Source organism: Acidovorax sp. 1608163, from assembly GCF_003669015.1.
Lineage (GTDB): Bacteria > Pseudomonadota > Gammaproteobacteria > Burkholderiales > Burkholderiaceae_C > Acidovorax.
The window spans coordinates 4,000,109-4,021,712 of the sequence record NZ_CP033069.1; the positions used below are offsets into that span (position 1 = coordinate 4,000,109).

At 63.5% G+C, this 21,604-nt stretch carries 17 protein-coding genes and 4 pseudogenes; 10 read left to right on the forward strand and 11 right to left on the reverse strand.

The annotated features are described in order from the left end of the window. Positions 1-16 precede the first annotated feature (16 nt). The 6 genes and pseudogenes from rfbA to EAG14_RS17790 form a co-directional block, all read right to left on the reverse strand. A complete protein-coding gene (rfbA, locus tag EAG14_RS17770) occupies positions 17-901 on the reverse strand; it encodes a glucose-1-phosphate thymidylyltransferase RfbA (RefSeq protein WP_121729676.1) in 885 nt (294 codons plus the stop codon). A 5-nt stretch (positions 902-906) separates the two neighbouring features. After that, a pseudogene (gene rfbB / locus EAG14_RS17775) lies at positions 907-1,979 on the reverse strand (dTDP-glucose 4,6-dehydratase). Further along, positions 1,976-2,233, reverse strand: a complete 258-nt coding sequence (locus tag EAG14_RS23450; RefSeq protein WP_240456832.1) for a hypothetical protein — start codon at positions 2,231-2,233, stop codon at positions 1,976-1,978. Before EAG14_RS23450 ends, rfbB begins: the two are co-directional and overlap by 4 nt. Continuing rightward, positions 2,215-3,090: a glycosyltransferase family 2 protein gene (locus tag EAG14_RS17780; RefSeq protein ID WP_240456833.1), complete on the reverse strand. Its 876-nt coding sequence runs from the start codon at positions 3,088-3,090 to the stop codon at positions 2,215-2,217. The genes EAG14_RS23450 and EAG14_RS17780 overlap by 19 nt, the downstream gene beginning before the upstream one ends. After that, complete coding sequence (locus EAG14_RS17785) at positions 3,087-4,562, reverse strand: mannose-1-phosphate guanylyltransferase/mannose-6-phosphate isomerase (protein WP_121729677.1); 1,476 nt, start codon at positions 4,560-4,562, stop codon at positions 3,087-3,089. The genes EAG14_RS17780 and EAG14_RS17785 overlap by 4 nt, the downstream gene beginning before the upstream one ends. Continuing rightward, positions 4,559-4,942, reverse strand: coding sequence for a DUF2304 domain-containing protein (locus tag EAG14_RS17790; protein WP_099657972.1), 384 nt, complete (start codon positions 4,940-4,942; stop codon positions 4,559-4,561). Before EAG14_RS17790 ends, EAG14_RS17785 begins: the two co-directional genes overlap by 4 nt. Positions 4,943-5,284: 342 nt before the next feature. On the opposite strand from EAG14_RS17790, the gene EAG14_RS17795 reads away from it, so the two are divergent. The 8 genes from EAG14_RS17795 (at position 5,285) to EAG14_RS17830 (ending at position 12,699) form a co-directional block, all read left to right on the forward strand. Further along, positions 5,285-5,575 (forward strand): co-chaperone GroES, encoded by a 291-nt coding sequence (locus tag EAG14_RS17795; RefSeq protein WP_056173280.1) that lies wholly within the window; start codon positions 5,285-5,287, stop codon positions 5,573-5,575. Between the two features lie 96 nt (positions 5,576-5,671). Continuing rightward, positions 5,672-7,324: a chaperonin GroEL gene (groL, locus tag EAG14_RS17800; protein WP_063460143.1), complete on the forward strand. Its 1,653-nt coding sequence runs from the start codon at positions 5,672-5,674 to the stop codon at positions 7,322-7,324. Positions 7,325-8,259: 935 nt separating this feature from the next. After that, complete coding sequence (locus EAG14_RS17805; RefSeq protein WP_099659017.1) at positions 8,260-8,622, forward strand: hypothetical protein; 363 nt, start codon at positions 8,260-8,262, stop codon at positions 8,620-8,622. A gap of 273 nt (positions 8,623-8,895) precedes the next feature. Continuing rightward, positions 8,896-9,345, forward strand: a complete 450-nt coding sequence (locus tag EAG14_RS17810) for a DUF1924 domain-containing protein (RefSeq protein WP_121730541.1) — start codon at positions 8,896-8,898, stop codon at positions 9,343-9,345. Between the two features lie 26 nt (positions 9,346-9,371). Beyond that, positions 9,372-9,854: a diheme cytochrome c gene (locus EAG14_RS17815; protein WP_121729678.1), complete on the forward strand. Its 483-nt coding sequence runs from the start codon at positions 9,372-9,374 to the stop codon at positions 9,852-9,854. An 8-nt stretch (positions 9,855-9,862) separates the two neighbouring features. Further along, positions 9,863-10,642, forward strand: coding sequence for a cytochrome b/b6 domain-containing protein (locus EAG14_RS17820; protein ID WP_121729679.1), 780 nt, complete (start codon positions 9,863-9,865; stop codon positions 10,640-10,642). A 15-nt stretch (positions 10,643-10,657) separates the two neighbouring features. Further along, positions 10,658-11,323, forward strand: coding sequence for a response regulator transcription factor (locus EAG14_RS17825; protein ID WP_121729680.1), 666 nt, complete (start codon positions 10,658-10,660; stop codon positions 11,321-11,323). Then, positions 11,320-12,699: an ATP-binding protein gene (locus EAG14_RS17830; protein ID WP_205603555.1), complete on the forward strand. Its 1,380-nt coding sequence runs from the start codon at positions 11,320-11,322 to the stop codon at positions 12,697-12,699. Before EAG14_RS17825 ends, EAG14_RS17830 begins: the two co-directional genes overlap by 4 nt. 55 nt (positions 12,700-12,754) lie before the next feature. On the opposite strand, the gene eda is transcribed toward EAG14_RS17830, so the two are convergent. Beyond that, complete coding sequence (eda, locus tag EAG14_RS17835) at positions 12,755-13,384, reverse strand: bifunctional 4-hydroxy-2-oxoglutarate aldolase/2-dehydro-3-deoxy-phosphogluconate aldolase (protein WP_099657966.1); 630 nt, start codon at positions 13,382-13,384, stop codon at positions 12,755-12,757. Positions 13,385-13,502: 118 nt separating this feature from the next. Next, positions 13,503-15,271: pseudogene (gene edd, locus EAG14_RS17840) on the reverse strand (phosphogluconate dehydratase). Between the two features lie 99 nt (positions 15,272-15,370). Between edd and EAG14_RS17845 the strand changes: the two are divergent. Beyond that, positions 15,371-16,302 (forward strand): annotated as a pseudogene (locus EAG14_RS17845) (SMP-30/gluconolactonase/LRE family protein). 54 nt (positions 16,303-16,356) lie between these two features. Here EAG14_RS17845 and EAG14_RS17850 read toward each other — a convergent pair. The 3 genes from EAG14_RS17850 to pgi all read right to left on the reverse strand — a co-directional run bounded on the left by EAG14_RS17850 (position 16,357) and on the right by pgi (position 19,753). After that, positions 16,357-16,797, reverse strand: coding sequence for a GFA family protein (locus tag EAG14_RS17850; RefSeq protein WP_121729682.1), 441 nt, complete (start codon positions 16,795-16,797; stop codon positions 16,357-16,359). Between the two features lie 47 nt (positions 16,798-16,844). Beyond that, complete coding sequence (locus tag EAG14_RS17855) at positions 16,845-18,077, reverse strand: AGE family epimerase/isomerase (protein ID WP_121729683.1); 1,233 nt, start codon at positions 18,075-18,077, stop codon at positions 16,845-16,847. A 113-nt stretch (positions 18,078-18,190) separates the two neighbouring features. Continuing rightward, complete coding sequence (gene pgi, locus EAG14_RS17860; RefSeq protein ID WP_121730542.1) at positions 18,191-19,753, reverse strand: glucose-6-phosphate isomerase; 1,563 nt, start codon at positions 19,751-19,753, stop codon at positions 18,191-18,193. A 182-nt stretch (positions 19,754-19,935) separates the two neighbouring features. On the opposite strand from pgi, the pseudogene zwf reads away from it, so the two are divergent. Next, a pseudogene (zwf, locus tag EAG14_RS17865) lies at positions 19,936-21,389 on the forward strand (glucose-6-phosphate dehydrogenase). The last annotated feature ends 215 nt before the right edge of the window (positions 21,390-21,604 follow it).

Genomic DNA, 21,604 nt, shown 5'->3' on the forward strand with positions numbered 1-21,604 from the left:
CAGCGGCAGCGGCAATTTAGTAAATCTTCTCTTTGAGCACCCGCATCAGGTACTGCCCATACCCGCTCTTGGTGAGCGGCTGGGCCAGGCGTTCTAGCTGGGCGTCGTCGATCCAGCGTTGGCGCCAGGCGATTTCTTCCAGGCAGGCGATCTTGAGGCCCTGGCGGTGTTCCAGGGTGGCGATGAATTGGCCGGCTTCGAGCAGGCTTTCGTGGGTGCCGGTGTCCAGCCAGGCGTAGCCTCGGCCCATGATTTCGACGTTGAGCTGGCCTTGCTCCAGGTACAGGCGGTTCAGGTCGGTGATTTCGTATTCGCCCCGGGCGGAGGGCTTGAGGCCCTTGGCCAGGTCGACGACCTGGTTGTCGTAGAAGTACAGGCCCGTGACGGCGTAGTTGGACTTGGGGGCCTTGGGTTTTTCTTCCAAGGACAGGACCCGGCCTTGGGCGTCGAATTCGGCAACGCCGTAGCGCTCGGGGTCGTGCACGTGGTAGGCGAAGACGCTGGCGCCCTCGGTGCGGGCGCTGGCGCTGCCCAGCAGTTCATGGAAGTCGTGGCCGTGGAAGATGTTGTCGCCCAGCACCAGGGCCGAGGGGGCGTTGCCGACGAATTGCTCGCCAATCACAAAGGCTTGCGCCAGGCCGTCGGGGCTGGCTTGCACGGCGTATTGCAGGTTCAGGCCCCATTGGCTGCCGTCGCCCAGCAGTTGCTCAAAGCGTGGCGTGTCTTGCGGGGTGCTGATGACCAGGATGTCGCGGATGCCCGCCAGCATCAGGGTGCTCAGCGGGTAGTAGATCATGGGCTTGTCGTACACCGGCAGCAGTTGCTTGCTGATGGCCAGCGTGGCCGGGTGCAGGCGCGTGCCAGAGCCGCCGGCCAGGATGATGCCTTTGCGCTTATTCATGCGATTTACTTAGCTGTTGAATTGTCATATTGCTTTTGCACCCACTCGCGGTAGGCACCCGATTGCACCTGCGCCACCCACTCGGGGTTGTCCAGGTACCACTGCACGGTCTTGCGGATACCGGTGTCAAACGTCTCGGCAGGCTTCCAGCCCAGCTCACGCTCGATCTTGCGGGCGTCGATGGCGTAGCGGCGGTCGTGGCCGGGGCGGTCGGTGACGTAGGTGATCTGGGTGCGGTAGCTCTGGCCGTCAGCGCGGGGGCGCAGCTCGTCGAGCAGGGCGCACACGGTGTTGACGATGTCGATGTTGGGCTTTTCGTTCCAGCCGCCCACGTTGTAGGTCTCGCCCAGGCGGCCGGCTTCGAGCACGCGGCGGATGGCGCTGCAGTGGTCACGCACGTACAGCCAGTCGCGCACCTGCATGCCGTCGCCGTACACGGGCAGGTTTTTGCCTGCCAGGGCGTTGACGATCATGAGGGGGATGAGCTTTTCGGGGAAGTGCAGCGGGCCGTAGTTGTTGCTGCAGTTGGTGGTGAGCACCGGCAGGCCGTAGGTGTGGTGCCAGGCGCGCACTAGGTGGTCGCTGGCGGCCTTGCTGGCCGAGTACGGGCTGTTGGGCTCGTAGGTGTTGTCTTCGGTGAAGGCCGGGTCGGTGGCCGAGAGGGTGCCGTAGACCTCGTCGGTAGAGACGTGCAGGAAGCGGAACGCTTCTTTTTTGATAGCTGGCAGCGCTTGCCAGTATTGCCTTGCAGCCTCCAAAAGCCTGAAGGTGCCGACGACGTTGGTCTGGATGAAGTCTTCGGGCCGTGGATGGAGCGGTCCACATGCGATTCGGCTGCAAAGTTGACGATGGCACGGGGCTGGTGCTCGGCCAGCAGGCGCGCGAGCAAGGCGGTGTCGCCAATGTCGCCCTGCACAAAGACGTGGCGGGGGTTGCCCTGCACGCTAGCGAGGTTGTGCAGGTTGCCTGCGTAGGTGAGTTTGTCGAGGTTGACCACGGGCTCGTCGCCGTTGGCAATCCAGTCGAGCACAAAGTTGGCGCCAATGAAGCCGGCGCCGCCAGTTACCAAGATGGTCATACTTTTGACCCAAAGAAAAAGTGTTTGAAAACAGCATGCCCTTGCAGCACCTGCCGCAGATAGCCAGTGCGGTAGAAGCGCTTGGTAATGCGGTCATTCAGCGCATGGCTGTGCGTCTTTAAGTTCACTTGAAGTTGTTTGCGCTCGGCCCAGAATTCAGGGGCCTTGCGCCAGGCATCGCGGTACACCCGAAGCATCAGCGAAAACCGCCCGGACAAAGTGTGTCGGCCTATCATCAAGATGTGTGCCAACATCCAAAACACCCCATACCGCCACCAGAGATGGGAAGGTGCCAACTTGATGTGCATCCACAGGGCATTGCGCAGCCCATGGTAGGCAATGAAAGGGTTGTAGCCCCCCCACTGCTGGCCTGGCCTTCATGCAACGCCAGCAGCTGGTCCAGATACACCGGACGGTAACCCATCAGCACGGCGCGCATGACAAGGTCAGTGTCTTCGCAGTAGCAGAAAAAGCGGGGGTCAAAGCAATAACCCGAGACGGCTTTCAGTTGCTCTACCAATGCCCGATTGAACATGCAGCAACCCCCGGTAGGTCCGACGTACAGGTCGTCTAGGGTTTTGCGGTCTGCAGGCATCAAGCTGGCATACAAAGCGATGCCAAGCGTATCAACCTCAGCAGGATTGGCCAGATTGTGCATACGCCCCCCGGCAAGGCCAGCCCCTTCGCCGGCGGCCTGCAGTGCATCACGCAGCAATGCAAGCATGTCTTTTTGCGCAACAGCATCATTGTTAAGCAGCATGATGTAGTTGCAAGTGGCCTGCTTCAATAGCAGGTCAATCAGCACATTGCTTCCCTCGGCAAACCCGAGGTTCCGCTCAGACCGATAAATACGCAAGGACCCGACCTGCGGCGCACGCGCGCCTTCCAGCAGATGGTGGTAATCGGCGGCTGCAGAGGCGTTATCGAGCACAAGCACCCAATCCGGCAGCAGGGTCGATTGCTGGATGGATTCCAGACAGCGCAGCGTTTGCCGGGCTGTGTTGTAGTTGATCACGAGCACACCTACACCCTGCCCTGAGCTCTCTGCCGCAGCCAGACACAAGGCCTCTACAACGTCCATTGTTGGATTTGTATTGCGCAGCTCAGTCATGCAGCTTTGCTCACTGGTGGCACTCGACCGTAAACGTCATCCAAGCGGACGATATCGTCCTCTCCTAGATAAGATCCAGACTGGATCTCAATGATTTCCAGCGGCTGCGTCCCAGGATTACTCAAGCGGTGCGTTTGCCCCAACGGAATGTAGGTGGATTCGTCTTCCTGCAACTGAAAACAGCGATCGCCATGGGTGACTTCTGCAATGCCTTTGACCACGACCCAATGCTCAGCGCGGTACTTGTGCATTTGCAAGCTCAGGCTGGCCCCCGGATTGACCACAATGCGTTTGACTTGGAACCGCTCGCCGCTATCGATCAGGTCATACCAACCCCAGGGGCGATGAACCTTTCGATGCTGGCTGGCAAGTTTGTTACCCTTTTGGTTTAGCTGGGCCACTACAGCCTTAACCTCTTGGGTACACCGTTTGTCGGCTATCAAAACGGCGTCTGGGGTCTCGACAACCACCACGTCTTTAAGACCGATACCCGCTACCAAACGGCTTGAAGACAGAAACAGAGAGCCGCTGCAACCGTGGTGTTGAACAGCATCACCCACCACGGCATTTCCTTCATTGTCGCGGTCTAACACGCTCCACAGCGCATCCCAAGAGCCAACATCTGACCAACCAGCCTGCAACGGAACCACACTGATTGGGATGCCCCATTCAGGATGGGCAGGCAGCTTCTCCATCACGGCATAGTCAATGGAATCCGAAGGGCACGACTCAAATGCGGCGGCACTGGGGCGGATGAAATCCATATCGCACCGCGCTGCCTGCATTGCCCCCTCACAGCAGCTCAAGATGTCAGGTCGGCCTGCAACCAGCGCCTTCAACCAGATACTTGGCCGCATCATGAAAATGCCGCTGTTCCACAGATAGTTACCCTGGGCCAGGTATTGCTTCGCCAGCGCCAAGCTCGGTTTTTCCGTAAAACCCTCCACAGGAAACGCTTGATTTGCTTGTTCCCGCCGATACTGGATGTAGCCATAGCCTGTTTCAGGATGCTGCGGCACCACACCAAAGGTGACAATCCCTCCCTCAGACGCCAGCCCATACCCCAGCCGCACGGCATGATGAAAGGCGTCCATGTCCCTGATCACATGGTCTGCAGGCATGACAAGCATCACCGGATCTTCGTTGCCAGCACGTGCGTGCAGCGCGGCCAGAGCAAGGGCAGGAGCGGTGTTTCGAGCCACTGGCTCGAGGATGAGATCGGCATGACGAATACCGATTTCCAGCAACTGGTTGGCGGCCAAAAACCGATGATCCTCATTGCAAACCAGCAGCGGCGAAAAGGCCACAGCTACATCGCCCTCAAAGCCATGCAACCTCATTGCAGTCTGCTGAAGCATGGTTTGCTCACCAGCAAGTGCAAGAAACTGTTTGGGGTAACTCTCCCGAGACAAAGGAAAAAGGCGAGTGCCAGACCCGCCGCACAGGATGACAGGAAGCAGTGGACAGGTCATATGCCAGAGGAGTTACCAGGCGACTGCTGCCCATGGTCATCTGTGCGAGCTTCCAAATCTGCCTGAAGCAAAGCCAAGCGCTGGTTGAGCCGACGCACATCGCGCTCTATGCGCGTATTCACCATGTCGGAGTGCAGTGATTTCACCAAAAGCACCATACATGCGAGCAAGAGCAGCAACGCGGGTGGGTAGCTGATCCCAAGCAATGCCGCCAGCTTGTCAATCAGCCCTGGCCATGCACCCAACAATGCAGCGGCCCCCGCCACCAGCACCCAGAAAAGACCATGCATCACATAGAGATGGTCTCTGCGAATGAGATGAAGGATCAGCGCCGCAAGGCCAATGCCCATTAGCGTGGTGGTCAGTTGCAAGGACGCCATTCGGTTTTGAGGAGAGTGAGCGCCTCACTCTGCATCGCAAGAGTGTTTACAGGGCAAGAGGCGCGGAGTAGGAAACGCCTGGGAAAGTCGAAGATGGGCGGACTCCCCCCTCTCCACAGCGTTCAGTGTGTTGTCAGATTGTATATAGCGGGTAAAGCGTCCCGAGTTGGCCCCAGGTAAAAGTTGTGAGGTACGCCAGAGGCTCAGCCCTTGAAATGCCATCAAATGCCCCTATCATTAGCACTCACACAGGCAGAGTGCTAACAATGCCGTGCCATTAATTGCAAAGCGCTGGGGATGGCCTCTGGCGCGCCACGTAACTTTCATCACAGGAGAGATCCAATGAACCTTCGCCCTCTGCACGACCGCGTGATTGTCAAGCGCATCGAAAGCGAAACAACGACTGCCTCCGGCATCGTGATCCCTGACAACGCCGCTGAAAAGCCCGATCAAGGTGAAGTGCTGGCCGTCGGCCCCGGCAAGAAGAACGACAAGGGCGAAGTGCTCGCCCTGAACGTGAAAGTCGGCGACCGCGTTCTGTTCGGCAAGTACTCGGGCCAGACCGTCAAGGTCAACGGCGACGAGCTGCTGGTCATGAAAGAAGACGATTTGTTCGCAGTGGTCGAGAAGTAATTCTCTCTCCCTGCTGATTTACTCATTTTTTCATAGCTGCTCGCGCTTTCCAGACAAGCGCCGGCAGCCAGTTTGAACCCAATTTAGGAGCTCCAAATGGCAGCAAAAGACGTAGTTTTCGGCGGCGAAGCCCGCGCTCGCATGGTTGAAGGCGTGAACATCCTGGCCAACGCGGTCAAGGTGACCCTGGGCCCCAAGGGCCGCAATGTGGTGCTGGAGCGCTCGTTCGGCGCCCCTACCGTGACCAAGGACGGTGTGTCCGTGGCCAAGGAAATCGAACTCAAGGACAAGCTGCAGAACATGGGCGCCCAGCTCGTGAAGGAAGTGGCTTCCAAGACCAGCGACAACGCTGGTGACGGCACCACCACCGCCACCGTGCTGGCACAAGCCATCGTTCGCGAAGGCTTCAAGTACGTGGCCGCTGGCATCAACCCAATGGACCTGAAGCGCGGTATCGACAAGGCTGTTGCAGCCCTGGTGATCGAGCTGAAGAAGGCTTCCAAGCCCACCACCACCTCCAAGGAAATCGCCCAAGTGGGTTCGATCTCCGCCAACTCCGACGAAACCATCGGCAAGCTGATCGCTGACGCCATGGACAAGGTTGGCAAGGAAGGCGTGATCACCGTGGAAGACGGCAAGTCGCTGGACAGCGAACTGGACGTCGTGGAAGGCATGCAGTTCGACCGCGGCTACCTGTCGCCCTACTTCATCAACAACCCAGAAAAGCAATCCGCCATTCTGGACAACCCCTTCGTGCTGCTGTTCGACAAGAAGATCAGCAACATCCGCGACCTGCTGCCCACGCTGGAGCAAGTTGCCAAGGCTGGCCGTCCCCTGCTGATCATTGCCGAAGAAGTTGACGGCGAAGCCCTGGCTACGCTGGTGGTCAACACGATCCGCGGCATCCTGAAGGTTGTGGCTGTGAAGGCTCCTGGCTTCGGCGACCGCCGCAAGGCCATGCTGGAAGACATCGCCATCCTGACGGGCGGCAAGGTCATCGCTGAAGAAGTGGGCCTGACCCTGGAAAAGGTCACCCTGGCCGACCTGGGCCAAGCCAAGCGCATCGAAGTGGGCAAGGAAAACACCATCATCATCGACGGTGCTGGCGCTGCCGCTGACATCGAAGCCCGCGTCAAGCAAGTGCGCGTGCAGATCGAAGAAGCCACGTCCGACTACGACCGCGAAAAGCTGCAAGAGCGCGTGGCCAAGCTGGCTGGCGGTGTGGCCGTGATCAAGGTTGGCGCTGCCACCGAAGTCGAAATGAAGGAAAAGAAGGCCCGCGTGGAAGACGCACTGCACGCTACCCGTGCGGCTGTGGAAGAAGGCGTTGTGGCTGGCGGCGGCGTGGCTCTGCTGCGTGCCAAGCAAGCTGTGGGTGACTCGGTCAAGGGCGACAACGCCGACCAAGAAGCCGGTATCAAGCTGGTGCTCAAGGCCATCGAAGCCCCCCTGCGTGAAATCGTGAACAACGCCGGCGGCGAAGCCTCCGTCGTGGTGAACGCTGTGTTGGCCGGCAAGGGCAACTACGGCTTCAACGCCTCCAACGACACGTACGGCGACATGCTCGAGCTGGGCATTCTGGACCCCACAAAGGTCACCCGCACTGCCCTGCAGAACGCTGCCTCCGTGGCATCGCTGCTGCTGACGACCGAAGCCATGGTGGCAGAGGCTCCGAAGGAAGAAGCCGGTGCTGGCGGCGGCATGCCTGACATGGGCGGCATGGGTGGTATGGGCGGCATGGGCATGTAATGGCCCAGGCGCTCTGACCCGAGAGCCCTACACAAAGCCCGCAGGCCTTCTAGCCTGCGGGCTTTTTTCATGGGGCAGCGCTGCCTCCTGGTGTGCCTTGCGTCGATCCTTGGAGCGCACGGCTGATGGCGTTCAAAGGGGTGTGGTGGATCAATGCCCCATGGCGGCATGAAAGGCTTGTGGTGCGCGAGCAAGCCCCGGGCGGCCAAGCCCCGACCGCACCGCCCCATTGCATGCACCCCTCGCGTCTAAGCGATATCGGCAGTTAACGCTTATCCACAATTGGCAACCCGCATGGGTTGGCCCGTCATTTTTCTTGGAAAAATGATTTTGCAACGCCTGGATACACTTGCCTTCACCCGGCCACCGCCGATGGCATTCCAGGCGATCACTCGTGCAGCACACCGCCTCGGCATCGCATTCTTCCTCACGCCATGGCCTTCACCTCCCCTACCGTCACTGTCCTTGACCTCACCGCGCGCCTGGGTCTGTATTCGCTGGCGCAACTGGGTGTGGCCAACGTTTCGGGCCCAGGCCCCTGGCTGCAAATTCCCCTGGCAGACGCCACCGTGGCCCCAAGAATTGATTGGCTTCGCCCCGCCAGCGCCAAAGAACTGAGCTTGCCCTCCCCAGCCAGCGCAGCGGTCATCTTGCTGATCGGCCCAGGCTCGGTGAATCTGCTACGCGCCACACGGGAATGGCTGGCAGCGTTTCGCCCGCCCGCTGTCTGGGCGTTCCTGATGCCCAACGCGCTCATGGAGGAATCTGTCCTTCGGTCTGCACCGGCACAGCACCTGGCAAACCTCCAGGCGTACCAACTGCCCGACAGCAGCCCTCAAACTTTGTGGTTCATCTTGATGGAGCAACTGGGCAAGCTCAGTGTCATGGACGAACTGGCCCTTCAACACGCCCACAACCTTTCACAAACCAACGATATGAGTTCCAACCTGAAGCAGTGCATGGACACCACCATGACCATTGACGGCGCCTTGGCCGCCGCCGTGGTGGACTACCGCAGCGGCATGTGCCTGGCCCAGGCAGGCAGTGGCATGAACCTGGACTTGGCCGCCGCAGGCAACACCGAAGTGGTCAAGGCCAAGCTCAAGACCATGGAGATGTTGGGGCTGCGCCGTGGCATTGAAGACATCCTCATCACCCTGGGCGACCAGTACCACTTGATCCGCCTGATCCCGAACAGCGAGGGGCTGTTCCTGTACCTGGTTCTGGACAAGGCCAAGGGCAACCTCGCCCTGGCGCGCTACAAGCTCACAGACATTGAGCGATCGCTCAGGGTCTAGAGCCCCGCTGCCCCCATCGGCACGGTCCCACGCCCGCAGCCCGCAAGGCCTGCGGGCTTTTGCTTTTCTGAAGTCCCCGCGTCCCGCACATGAGTCTATGGCTGACTGGGAATACGCACCATTTACTATCATTTCTATAGCTGCCAGCGCTTATTTTGAAAGCGCTAGCGGGCATTTTCATTAAATACCCTAGACCCACAGCACCGAAGGCAGCAGTGGCAAGCACCGCCCTCGTTAAGCCATCCTTCATGCCCGGTGAGCACCATCGTGGGCATGAACACCCCACTTACACCCCACGCTTTTCGGTCAGCAGCTTGGCTGGCGCTGGCCTTGGTGCTGGCGCCAGCCCATGCGGGCGACACCACGGTGGCGTTGCAAATGCAGCGGTGGAGCGATGCCTCTGGCCAGCCGGTGAATGCCGAGCGCGGGCGGCTGCTGTTCGTCAACCGCCAGGGCGGCGAATGGTCTTGTGCCTCGTGCCACGGCAACCCGCCCACGGCGCCTGCGCGCCACGCCGGCACGGGCAAGGCCATTGCACCACTGGCCCCCGCGTTCAACCCCGAGCGCTTCACCAACACCGCCAAGGTGGACAAATGGTTCAAGCGCAACTGCAACGACGTGCTCAGCCGCGAATGCACCGCCACCGAAAAGGCCGACCTGCTGGCCTGGCTGCTGCAGCTGGACGCGCGCACTTCCACCCGCCCCGTCCAGAGCAAGCCATGATCCAGCACCTTCACCCATTCCAAAGAATGCCGTCCGCCTGGGCGCGCCACGTGTGCCAACGGGCCGCGCTGCTGGCCCTGGCATGCGCCGTTCCCGCGGCCTGGGCCGACCGCCGCGAGATGCCTGCCACGGCCATGCTGCCCGCCTACCAGCAAGAGTGCGCCGCCTGCCACATGGCCTACCCACCGGGCATGCTGCCTGCCGCCTCTTGGGCCCGCATGATGAAAGGGCTGCCGCAGCACTACGGCACCGATGCATCGCTTGACCCCGCCCTGGTGCGCCAGATCAGTGTGTGGCTGGAAGCCCATGCAGGCACCTACAAGCGCGTGCGTGAGGAGCCCCCGCAAGACCGCATCACCCAATCCGCCTGGTTCGAACGCAAGCACCGCACCGTGGCGCCCACCACCTGGCAGCGCGCCGCCGTGGGCAGCCGCGCCAACTGCATGGCCTGCCACACCCGCGCCGACCAGGGCGACTTTGACGACGACCGTGTTCGCATCCCCCAGTGAGCCTTGCCATGACCTCTCGCACCGCACCTCCTGCTTCGAGTCCCTCCGCGTCGCCAAACACACGCACCACCACCCCCACGCGCCGGGTGGTCGATGCCACCACACGCATGCTGCACTGGCTGATGGCCCTGTGCTTCACCGGGGCCTACCTCACGGCCGATGGCGAGCGCTGGCGGCTGGTGCACGTCACCCTGGGCTACACCCTGGCAGGCTTGGTGGTGGCGCGCCTGCTGTGGGGCATGTTCGGGCCGCGCCCGGTGCGCTTGTCTGTGCTGTGGCGCAAGCTGCAGGGGCTGCCCGCCTGGGGCAAGACCTTGGCCGCCGTGCGCTCGCCAGCGGCCCTGCACGCCACTTGGCGGCCCGGCCAAAACCTGCTGATGGCGCTGGCCATTGCACTCATCCTGGCGCTGGTGGTGCCGCTCACCCTCAGCGGCTACGCGGTGTGGGACGACTGGGCTGGCGAATGGCTGGAAGAGGTGCATGAATTCTTCGGCAACACCTTGCTGTGCGTGGTGCTGACCCACATCGGCCTGCTGGCCTTGCTGAGCGTGCTGCGCCGCAAAAACCAGGCCCTGCCCATGCTGACGGGCCGTGTGCCAGGCCCTGGGCCTGATCTGGCCCCTCGCAACCACGCCGCTCTGGCGGCCCTGGTACTGGCCTGTGTGATCGCCTTCTGGGCATGGCAATGGAATGCCGCACCACCCGCCCCAGCGGGGACAAACGCCCACCAGAGCGAGAATGCACCCAACAGGTACGGCATCAGGCACGACAAAAAGCACGACGACTGAAGGAGAGAACGCCCCATGCGCATCCTGCTGGCGGAAGACGATGAACTGCTGGGCTCGGGCATCCGCGCGGGCCTGGCGCAGCACGGGTTTCAGGTGGACTGGGTGCGCGATGGCATAGCGGCCGAGCGCGAGCTGGCCACCGGTGCCTACCAGGCCGCCGTGCTGGACCTGGGCCTGCCCCGGCAAGACGGCATGGAGGTGCTGCGCCAGGTGCGCGCGCGCCGCAACGCCACCCCTGTGCTGGTGCTCACCGCGCGCGATGCCGTGCCCGCCCGCATTGCCGGACTGGATGCCGGGGCCGACGACTACCTCATCAAACCCATTGACCTGCACGAGCTGGCCGCACGCCTGCGCGCCCTGGTGCGGCGCGCCCATGGCCAAACCGATGCCTGCCTGACAGCAGGCCATGTGGTGCTAAACCCCGCCGCCCACCGGGTGCTGGCCCACGGGCAGCCCGTGGAACTGTCGGGCCGCGAGTACGACCTGCTGCACGCGCTGCTGCTGAACGCGGGCCGCGTGCTCAGCCGCGACCAACTGGAGCAGCGCCTGTACCAATGGGGCAGCGAGATCAACAGCAACGCGGTGGAAGTGCACATCTACCACCTGCGGCGCAAGCTGGGTGCCGCGCTGATCGAGACCGTGCGCGGCGTGGGCTACTGCATCCAGCGAGAGCCCACGTGAACCACGCCACCCCGCCCCGGGCCCCGCGCTCGCTGCAAACGCGCTTGCTTACGACCGTGCTGGCCTTGGTGCTGGTGGTCTGGAGCCTGGCGGCCGCCCTGGCCTGGCGCGAAACCCGCCACGAAGTGAACGAGCTGCTCGACGCCCACCTGGCGCAAACCGCCGCCCTTCTGCGCCTGCAGCCGCTGGACGAACTCGATGAAAAACAACTGAACGAGGCACCTGACCTGGACCGGCACCAGCCGCATGTGGTGTTCCAGCTGTGGCACGAGGACCAGTTGCTGGCCCGCTCCGCCAGCGCGCCGCAGCAACCACTGGCACAGCGGCGCAAGCGCGGCTTTGCCGACAGCGAGGTCGAGGGCAAAGCCTGGCGCGTATTCGTCACCCCGGGGCGCGAGCGCGATGTGCGCATCCTGGTGGGTGAGAGGCAATCGGTGCGCGACGAGATCGTGCTCGCCAGCCTGACCAGCATCCTCAAGCCCCTGGCCTGGGCCCTGCCCTTGCTGGCCCTAGGCATCTGGTGGGTGGTGCGTGGATCGGTGCGACCCCTGGGGCGCCTGGGGCTGGCCGTGGCGGCGCGGCGCCCGCAATCGCTGGCGCCGCTGCCCACGCAAGGCGTGCCGCCCGAGGTACTGCCGCTGGTCACGGCGCTGAACGATCTGTTTGAACGCACGGCCCGACTGCTGGCCACCGAGCAGCAATTCACCGCCGATGCTGCCCACGAGCTGCGCACGCCCATTGCCGGGATTCGCATGCAGGCGCAAGTGGCCCAGGGTGCCACCGACGCCCAAGAGCGCACACAGGCCCTGGAAGCCACCGTGCAAGGCTGCGACCGCGCCACCCGGCTGGTGGAGCAACTGCTGCAATTGGCCCGGCTGGATGCCGAATCCACCTCGACCAGCACCGGCGATGGAGACACCGGCCACAGCACCCCACTGGCCGATGCGGCACGCCAGGTGGCCGCCGATCTGCAAACCACCGCCAACCGCCGACAGCAACGCATCGTGCTGCACGAGCCCCTGGCGCCCGGATTGCCTGTCCCACTGCCCGAGGCGCTGACACGCGTGCTGCTGCGCAACCTGCTGGACAACGCCTTGCGCTACAGCCCGTCAGGGGCCGAGGTGCACCTGCACATCACCTCACCGGGCAATGGGGGTGGGCATGGGTGCTTGGTGGTGGAAGACTGCGGCCCTGGGCTGACGCCGCAAGAACAGGCGCGCCTGGGCGAAAGGTTCTTCCGCGTGCTGGGCACGGGCCAAAGCGGCAGTGGCCTGGGATGGTCCATCGTGCAGCGCATTGCGCGCCTGCACCACCTGAGCGTGAACACCGGCACCAGCCCCACGCTGGGCGGCCTGCGCGTGGAGGTCGGGTGGTAGGCGATACGCCAACGCCGTGGCAATCGCGATGCCAGGGCGTTGGCTGAACCACAGGTCAGTGGCCCGAGCGCAGCGCGTGGGTATCCCGCGCCAGCTGGGTGATGCGGGCCCAGTCGCCCGCGCGCACGGCATCGGAGGGCGTCAACCACGAGCCCCCAACGCAACGCACATTGGGCAGCGCCAGGTAGTTGGGCGCCGTGGCCTGGCTGATGCCGCCTGTCGGGCAGAAACTGACTTGGCCAAACGGGCTGGCCCAGGACTTGAGCAGCGGGATACCGCCCACCGCCTCCGCCGGGAAAAGCTTGAGGAAAGAGAACCCATCGGCCAGCGCCGCCATGATCTCGCTCGACGTGGCCACACCGGGCAGCAGCGGCAGGTTCAGGCCCTTGCAAGCGCTGCCCACTTCAGATGTGTAGCCAGGGCTCACCGCAAAACGCGCACCCGCCTCGCTCGCACGGCGGGCATCGTCGGCATTGAGCACCGTGCCTACACCCACCACCGCCTCCGGCAGGTTGCGGGCAATCGCCTCAATAGAGGGCAGCGCGGCGGCGGTACGCAGCGTCACTTCCAGCACCTTCACGCCACCGGCCAGCAGGGCCTCGGCCAGGGGCAACGCGTCTTCCACGCGGTCGATCACGATGACCGGAATGACGGGGCCATGGCTGGCGATTTCAAGAGGGTTCATGAGTTTGTGCTCCTTGGTGTTTTCGGTGTCGGATGCCGCAAGCGGCCTACAAAACTGGCGTGACGCGATACCAGTGCCCCCGTGGAACTGGCTTCGCCAGGCCACCGGGTGCGTCCTGCTACAGCCATGTGCAGGCTCCTTGTTCGGCGCCGCCAGCATGGCGGCGAAAGTTGGTGAAGAGTTCGCGGCCAAAGCCGGTTTGCGACGGGGCGTTGTAGGGCGCGGGGGTGCGTTCCGTCCAGGTGGCGTCATCGACCAGCACATCGAGAGTACCCGCCACCGCATCGACCCGCACGATGTCGCCATCGCGCACCTTCGCCAGCGGGCCACCGGCCAGCGCCTCGGGCGTGACGTGGATGGCGGCAGGCACCTTGCCCGATGCGCCGCTCATGCGACCGTCGGTCACCAGCGCCACCTTGAAGCCCTGGTTTTGCAGCACGGCCAACGGGGGCGTGAGCTTGTGCAGCTCGGGCATGCCATTGGCCTGCGGGCCCTGAAAGCGCACCACCGCCACCATGTCCTGCTGCACCTCGCCCGCACTGAAGGCGGCCAGCAAGGCCTCTTGCGAATCGAACACGCGCGCAGGCGCTTCGATGATGTGGCGGTCTTCCGGCACGGCCGACACCTTGATCACCGCGCGGCCCAGGCGGCCTTGCAGCAGACGCAGGCCGCCAGTTGCAGAGAACGGCTTGGCCGCGGGGCGCAACACGGTTTCGTCGCCCGACACCGCTGGTGCGCCCTGCCCGCCTGCGGCAATCCCACCGGCGTTCACACTCATCACATCGGCGTGCATGTAGCCGCCCGCCAGCAGCTCGCGCAGGATCCACGCCGGGCCGCCTGCTGCCTGGAACTGGTTCACATCGGCATCGCCATTGGGGTACACACGGGCCAGCAGCGGCACGGCGGACGAGAGTTCGTCAAAGTCCGTCCAATCGATCAGGATGCCCGCACTGCGCGCAATCGCCACCCAGTGGATCAGGTGGTTGGTAGAGCCCCCGTGGCCAGCAGGGCCACCATGGCGTTGACGATGCAGCGCTCATCCACCAGCTTGCCGATGGGCGTGAAGCGGTTGCCGCGCTTGCCAATGTCGAGCACGGTGCGCACCGCCTGGCGGGTGAAGGCCTCGCGCGCCTCGGTGCCGGGCGCTTCAAACGCCGCGCCGGGCACGTGCAGGCCCATGGCTTCCAGCAGCATCTGGTTGCTGTTGGCCGTGCCGTAAAACGTGCAGGTGCCAGGGCTGTGGTACGCGGCGGACTCGGCCTTGAGCAGCTCGTCGCGGCCCACCAGGCCTTGCGCGTACTGCTCGCGCACCTTCGACTTGTCCTTGTTCGACAGACCTGTGCCCATGGGGCCTGCGGGCACAAACACGCAGGGCAGGTGGCCGTAGTGCAGTGCGCCGATGAGCAATCCGGGCACGATCTTGTCGCACACGCCCAGCAGCAGCGCGCCATCGAACACATCGTGGGACAGCGCTACCGCAGTGGCCATGGCAATGGCATCGCGGGAGAACAGCGACAGCTCCATGCCGGGCGTGCCCTGCGTGACGCCGTCGCACATGGCGGGCACGCCACCGGCCACTTGCACCGTGGCGCCATGCTGGGCAGCCTCGTCGCGCAAAACGGCGGGGTAACTCTGGTACGGCTGATGGGCCGAGAGCATGTCGTTGTAGGCCGTGACGATGCCGATGTTGGGGGCCTTCTCGACGGTGACCTTGAACTTGTCGGAGCCCGGCAGCGCCGCGTAGGCATGGGCCAGGTTGGCGCAGCCCATGCGGTCTTGTGCAGGCTTGCGGGCGATCATGGCGTCAATGCCTGCGAGGTAGGCGCCGCGGGTGTCTGCGCTGCGCTGGACAATGCGCTCGGTCACGCGCGCTACAACTGGGTGCATGGAAGTCTCCATCGGTGGGTGGCAAGGCCCCGTGCATGGTGCCGGAGCCCGTTGTCTGAGGCCCTAGAATGTAACTCGATAACCACACCGCTTCAACCCATGTCCCTGCAAACCCTGCCCCTGCCGCCGTCCGAACTGGGCGAGTCCCCCTTCTGGCACCCTGAGGAAGAGCAGCTCTACTGGTGCGACATCCAGGGCTTTGCAGTGCACGCATGGAGCCCCCAAACCGGCCAACACCGGCAATGGGGCCTGCCCAGCGAGCCCGGCTGCTGCGCGCCAGCGGCGGATGGGCGATTGGTAATCGGGTTACGAAACGGTTTCTATCTTCTGGACACTGCGAAGGACAGCGCAGATCCCACCGCCCTCACCTGCCTGGCCTTGCTGCCCGCTGACTTGCACGACACCGCTGTGCTGCGCCTGAACGACGGCCGGTGCGACACCGCAGGCCGGTTCTGGGCGGGCTCGGTCATCACGCCCCGCACGGCACCCCATGCCGCGCTGTGGTGCCTGCAAGCCGATGCCAGCAGCACCACGGGCTACAGCGCGCGCCACATGGCGGGCGACAACTTCACGGCCAATGGCCTGGCCTTCAGCCCCGACAACCGCACGCTGTACTGGTCGAACACGCCAGAGCACCGGATTGACCAGTTTGACTTTGACGTGGCCACGGGCGAGATCACGAACCGCCGCCCCTGGGTGCACTTTGACCGCAAGGTGGAAGGCAAGCCTTACGGTGGTCGGCCCGATGGTGCGGCGGTGGATGTGGAGGGCAACTACTGGGTGGCGATGTACGAGGGAGCGTGTGTGCTGCAGCTCTCGCCAACGGGCGAGGTGCTGCAACGCATTGCAGTGCCGGTGCAGTGCCCGACCATGGTGTGTTTTGGGGGGAGGATTTGCGGACGTTGTTCATTACGTCGGCACGGGCGGGGAGGCCTGTGGAGGAGCAGGAGGCAGAGGTTCCAGCGGGGTCGCTGTTCAGTGTGCGGGTGGACGTTGCCGGTCTGCCTGTCAACGCATTTCAATGTGCATAAAAAGGAGCGATCCAGAGTGCCCAGTGGCAATGCTTGCAGGCCCGTTTTCCAGGCCTACCGATTGGCCGTGTATCGCAGCCAGCCAGCAATCGTTCCGCTGCGTCCACCAACATCCTTAGGGTGCATCCGCCCTTCGCTGACGGGCACCTCTTCGAAGTCAAAAGGGCTCATTCCTTCGATACACGCGACATTGATCCCGTATTGATCAGGAGAGGACCGGCGTTGATGAAACGTGTAGATGCCGCAGCGGGAACAAAAGTAGTGCTTGGCCTCACGCATGTTGAACTGGTACAGGGTCAGTACATCCGCGCCTTGCAATACCTTCATATCGCTCAAGTTGGCAGAAACAGCCACCGCGCCACGCATGCGGCAATAGGAGCAGTTGCATCTACGGGCAGTGCGCAAACCGTCTGTGAGCTGTACCTCAAACCGAACTGCACCGCAATGACAGGCCGCTTGGTACACGGGCCGGCTCTCAGTGGCGATTTCGCTCATACACAAACCTCTTCCTTGGAAATGGTGGAAGTCGCCATTCTCCGCGCTCAAGTCCCCGCTGCCACCACCCCCAACACGTCATAACACGCCCCCATGTTGTGATAGTCCACCTTCCCCGCATTGCTCTTCTCGTGGGTGGTGTTGCGGTTGTCGCGGTGCAGGATGCGAAACCACGCGCCGTGCTCGTGGTCCACAAAGTGGGCCCAGCAGTAGGCCCAGATACGGTCGTACCACTGCCAATACCGATCATCGCCCGTACGAACGGCCAGCACCGCAGCGGCGGCCAGGCTTTCGGCCTGCACCCAGTGGTATTTGCCGTCGTCGCAGATGCTGCCGTCGGGCGCCATGCCGTAGTACAGGCCGCCGTGCTCGGTATCCCAGCCGCGCTCCACAGCGGCACCGAACAGGCGCTGTGCACAGGGCAGGTGCCAGTCGGCAGGCTGCAGCGCATCGAGTTGGAGTAGCAGCTTGGCCCATTCGGTCTGGTGGCCAATCTGGTAGCCCCAGGGGCGGAAGATGTTGCTGCGGTCGTGGCGGTTGTAGTCCCAGTCCACGGACCAGTCGGCATGGAAATGCTCCCACACCCAACCTTCGGCAGCCGGGGCGTGTGCGGCGGTGGACAACGCGGCCTGCCGCTGGCAGATGCCTTGTGCGAGCTGCTCGGCACGCTCGATGTAGCGGCGCTCGCCCGTGGCGCGGAAGGCGGAGATCATGGCCTCGCAGGCGTGCATGTTTGCGTTCTGTCCCCGGTAGCTGGTGAGTTGCCAATCGGGGCTGGCTTCATCGGCATACAGGCCTGCGGCGGGTTGCCAGAAGTGCTGTTCGGCGGTGTCAAACGCCTGGGCCAGCCATTCGCGGGCCTCGGGCACTCCGGCCTCGTAAGCGCGGGCGTAGGCCAGCATCACAAAGGCCATGCCATAGCAATGACGCGTGGCGTCTTGCACGGTGGCGCGCCCGCCCTGCCAATCGATCAGCCAGGCGTAGCCGCCCGTGGCGGGGTCGAGAAACGCATTGCGCAGAAACTGCAGTGCATGCCGCATGCCCGCCTGGTAGCGCGCCTCGCCCGTGGTGCGGTAGAGCATGGCGTGTGTGACCACAAAGCGGGTGGCGCTGACGAGGTGGCGGGTGCGGGGGTTGTAGACCGTGCCGTCGTCCAGAAAGAAGTGGTACTGGCCACCGCTCGCGTCCGTGGCCACGGGGTCGTAGAACGCCATGGTGTCGCAAAGGTGGGCGCGTAGAAATGCGCTGGACCGGAAGTCCGGCTGGGGTGGCATGGCCATGGTGTGTCTCCTGCTTCATCTGCCGTCGGCCAGAAGCCCGGCGGGCTCTGGCGGTGGGGCGCGCGGTCTACCGCCTGCGCTGCCCCGTCGTTGTCATGCTGGCTGCGCCTGGCTCAGTCGCTGCTGCGCAACAGGCTCAACCAGCCAGCGGTGGAGCTGTCGAGCCCCGTCGCATCGCCGCTGTCCAGGCGCGTTTCCAGGTCTTTGGCCAGCACCTTGCCCAGCTCTACGCCCCACTGGTCAAAGCTGTTGATGCCCCACAGGCTGCCGCTCACAAACACGCGGTGCTCTTGCAAAGCGATCAGCGCGCCCAGCGAGGCGGGGTTGAGCGATTCGAGCAGCATCAGCGTGCTAGGCCGGTTGCCCGGAAAGTGGCGCTGGCCATCGTCGCTGGCCTTGCCCACCATCAGCGCCTGCGTTTGGGCCAGGGCATTGGCCAACACCTTTTTCTGGTGGCCGGGCAACGGGTGCGAGGCTTTGCGCACGGCCACAATTTCCAGGGGCAGCACATCGGTGCCCTGGTGCAACATCTGGAAGAACGCGTGCTGGCCGTTGGTGCCGGGCTCGCCCCAGATGGCGGGCGATGTGGCGCAAGCCAGTGTGCTGCCGTCTTGCGCCACGCGCTTGCCATTGCTCTCCATCTCCAGCTGCTGCAGGTAGGCCGCATACCGGCCCATGGATGCGTGGTACGGGGCCACACAGCGGCTGGTAAAGCCGTGGAAGTTGCGGTACCACACATCCAGCAACCCCAGGCGCACAGGCAGGTTGCGCGCCAGCGGTGCGGTGCGGAAGTGCTCGTCCATGGCATAGCCACCGGCCAAAAAATCGCGAAAGCCCTGTGCGCCCACCGCAATGGCCAACGGCAGGCCAATGGCCGACCACAGCGAATAACGGCCGCCCACCCAGTCCCAAAAGCCAAAGGTGGTGGTGATGCCCAGCGCACGGGTGGCTTCCAGATTGGTCGACAGCGCCACAAAATGCTGCGCCACATCGCGCCCGCCCTGGACGGCAAACCACGCCAGCGCCGAGTGCGCATTCATCATGGTCTCGGCCGTGGTGAAGGTTTTGGAGGCCACGATGAACAGCGTGCTCTCAGGCCGCAGGCCCTTGAGCACGTGGTGCAGCTCGTGCCCGTCCACGTTCGATACAAAGTGAAAGCGCTTGCCGGGCGTGCGGAACTCGTCCAGCGCACGCACCGCCATGTGCGGCCCCAGGTCCGATCCGCCGATGCCGATATTCACCACGTCGGTGATCGATGCATCACTGCGCACCTGCTCGGCAAACGCAAGCATGGCGTCCAGCGTGCGGTGCACGTCTGCCAGGCGCTCGGGGGTTTCTGGCACATCACCGGGCAGCACCACACCCGCTGGGCGGCGCAGCAGCGTGTGCAGCACGGCACGGTGTTCGGTGGTGTTGATGGGCTGGCCTGCAAACATGGCGTCGCGGTGGGTTTGCAGCCCCGTGGCGCGGGCCAAATCCAGCAACAGCGCCTCGGTGCCCTGGTCCCACAGGTTTTTGGACAGATCGGCAAACACATGCGGCGCAGACTGGCTGAAGTGGGCAAAGCGGCCTGCATCGACCGCAAAGGCCTGGCGCATGTCCAGGGCACGGCCCTGGGCGGTGAAGTGGGCCTCCAGCAGGGGCCAAGGAGCAGTCTGATCGCAACGGGTGGGCATGAACGTCATGTCGGCTGAAGATTGAAAAGCGCCGCGATAGTAACTTGATTACACAAAAAAGCGCTGATTTTCGAGATTCTTTCTGGTTACAAAAGACTGCAATCCAGAGATAGAGGGTGCAAAACGATGTAACGTGATTACAATTCCGAGCAACAAAACGATCCACCCATCACGGAGACACCATGAGTTTTGACCTCGTCCTGTTTGGCGGCACTGGCGACCTCGCCTGGCGCAAGCTCATGCCCGCATTGTTTCAGGCATTTCGGCATGGCACGCTGCCCGAGGGCGGGCGCATTATTGCCGTGGCGCGAGACGATCTGAGCGACGAACAATACCGCAGCCTGATCCAGTCGCGCTTTGACGCGGTGGAACTGGCCAAGCGCCCCACACCGGACGAGTTTGCCCGCTTTGCCGCGCTGCTGCATTACCTGCGCATGGACCTGTCCAAAACTCAGGACTACGAGCGCCTGGCCGAGGTGCTGAAGGCGCGCGGTGCGGAATCCGTGGTGATGTATGTGGCCACCGCCCCCAGCCTCTTCACCAACGTGTGCGAGCAAATCGCCGCCGTGGGCCTGAACGGTCCCACCACCCGCGTGGTGCTGGAAAAGCCGCTGGGCCACGACCTGGCCTCCAACCAAGCCATCAACGACACGCTGCGCCGCGTGCTGAAAGAAGAACAGGTCTTTCGCATCGACCACTACCTGGGCAAGCCCTCGGTGCAGAACCTGTTTGCGCTGCGCTTTGGCAACGCGCTGTTCGAGCCCCTGTGGCGGCGCGAGACGATTGCCAACATCCAGATCACCATTGCCGAAGAACTGGGCGTGGAATCGCGCGGGGCGTTTTACGACCAGACCGGCGCGCTGCGCGACATGGTGCAAAACCACGCGCTGCAATTGCTGTGCGCCATCGGCATGGAGCCGCCCATCAACTCGGGAGCCACCGCGATCCGCGATGAAAAGCTCAAGGTGCTGCAAGCCCTCAAGCCCTGGACGCTGGAGACCATTGGGCAGCATGTGATCCGGGGCAGTACGCCGCAGGCATGCACCAGGGCCAGAGCGTGCCGGGCTACGCGCAAGAAAAAGGCGTGCCCGCCAGCAGCAGCACCGAAACCTTTGTGGCGCTGCGCACCGAAATCTTGAACTGGCGCTGGGCCGGTGTGCCGTTCTACATCCGCACTGGCAAGCGGCTGGCGGGGCGCGACGCGCACATCGTCATCAACTTCCGCCCGGTGCCGCACCCCATCTTCAAAACGCCCGTGGGCGCAGCCAACCGGCTGGTGATCAACCTGCAACCCAAGGACGGGCTGGAGCTGCACCTGATGGCCCAAGGCGCGGCCCAACACCAGACCGAGCCTGCCCTCTCGCAAGTGCATCTGAACCTGGACTTTGACCAGCGCTTTGGCGCAGAGCGCGTGGGCGCCTACGAGCGCCTGCTGCTGGACGTGATCGCCGGGCGCCTGAACCTGTTTGTGCGCAGTGACGAGCAGGAAGAAGCCTGGCGCTGGGTGGAGCCCATCCTGCAATACTGGAAGAACGACCCCGCAGGCCCCCGCCCCTACGCCGCAGGCAGCTGGGGCCCCCGCGCCGCCAGCGCCATGATTGCGCGCGATGGCAATTGCTGGAGCGAGGAGATGTAGGACATCCCCCTGAGGCGCTTCGCGCCTTCCCCCTTCTCTCGAATTGCCGTGCAATTCGAGAGAAGGGGGACGCAGCCAGTGCACGCCAGCGAAGCGCCGCCTGTGCGACTTGGCGGCCCTTGCACGGCTGTCGCTGGCATTACCCGCGCCGTATTCACATGCAGTGCAATGTCCACACCAATGCCCCCCCGAACGCCATCACTTGGCGAGGTGGA

Coding starts and splice junctions, on each gene's coding strand:
- pgi (WP_121730542.1), bottom strand. CDS start 19,753: ATGCCCACCCGTTGCGATCAGACTGCTCCTTGGCCCCTGCTGGAGGCC.
- EAG14_RS17825 (WP_121729680.1), top strand. CDS start 10,658: ATGCGCATCCTGCTGGCGGAAGACGATGAACTGCTGGGCTCGGGCATC.
- EAG14_RS17805 (WP_099659017.1), top strand. CDS start 8,260: ATGAGTTCCAACCTGAAGCAGTGCATGGACACCACCATGACCATTGAC.
- EAG14_RS17850 (WP_121729682.1), bottom strand. CDS start 16,797: ATGAGCGAAATCGCCACTGAGAGCCGGCCCGTGTACCAAGCGGCCTGT.
- EAG14_RS17780 (WP_240456833.1), bottom strand. CDS start 3,090: ATGACTGAGCTGCGCAATACAAATCCAACAATGGACGTTGTAGAGGCC.
- EAG14_RS17810 (WP_121730541.1), top strand. CDS start 8,896: ATGAACACCCCACTTACACCCCACGCTTTTCGGTCAGCAGCTTGGCTG.
- EAG14_RS17855 (WP_121729683.1), bottom strand. CDS start 18,077: ATGGCCATGCCACCCCAGCCGGACTTCCGGTCCAGCGCATTTCTACGC.
- EAG14_RS23450 (WP_240456832.1), bottom strand. CDS start 2,233: ATGTTGGCACACATCTTGATGATAGGCCGACACACTTTGTCCGGGCGG.
- EAG14_RS17820 (WP_121729679.1), top strand. CDS start 9,863: ATGACCTCTCGCACCGCACCTCCTGCTTCGAGTCCCTCCGCGTCGCCA.
- groL (WP_063460143.1), top strand. CDS start 5,672: ATGGCAGCAAAAGACGTAGTTTTCGGCGGCGAAGCCCGCGCTCGCATG.
- eda (WP_099657966.1), bottom strand. CDS start 13,384: ATGAACCCTCTTGAAATCGCCAGCCATGGCCCCGTCATTCCGGTCATC.
- EAG14_RS17815 (WP_121729678.1), top strand. CDS start 9,372: ATGCCGTCCGCCTGGGCGCGCCACGTGTGCCAACGGGCCGCGCTGCTG.
- EAG14_RS17785 (WP_121729677.1), bottom strand. CDS start 4,562: ATGACCTGTCCACTGCTTCCTGTCATCCTGTGCGGCGGGTCTGGCACT.
- EAG14_RS17795 (WP_056173280.1), top strand. CDS start 5,285: ATGAACCTTCGCCCTCTGCACGACCGCGTGATTGTCAAGCGCATCGAA.
- rfbA (WP_121729676.1), bottom strand. CDS start 901: ATGAATAAGCGCAAAGGCATCATCCTGGCCGGCGGCTCTGGCACGCGC.
- EAG14_RS17790 (WP_099657972.1), bottom strand. CDS start 4,942: ATGGCGTCCTTGCAACTGACCACCACGCTAATGGGCATTGGCCTTGCG.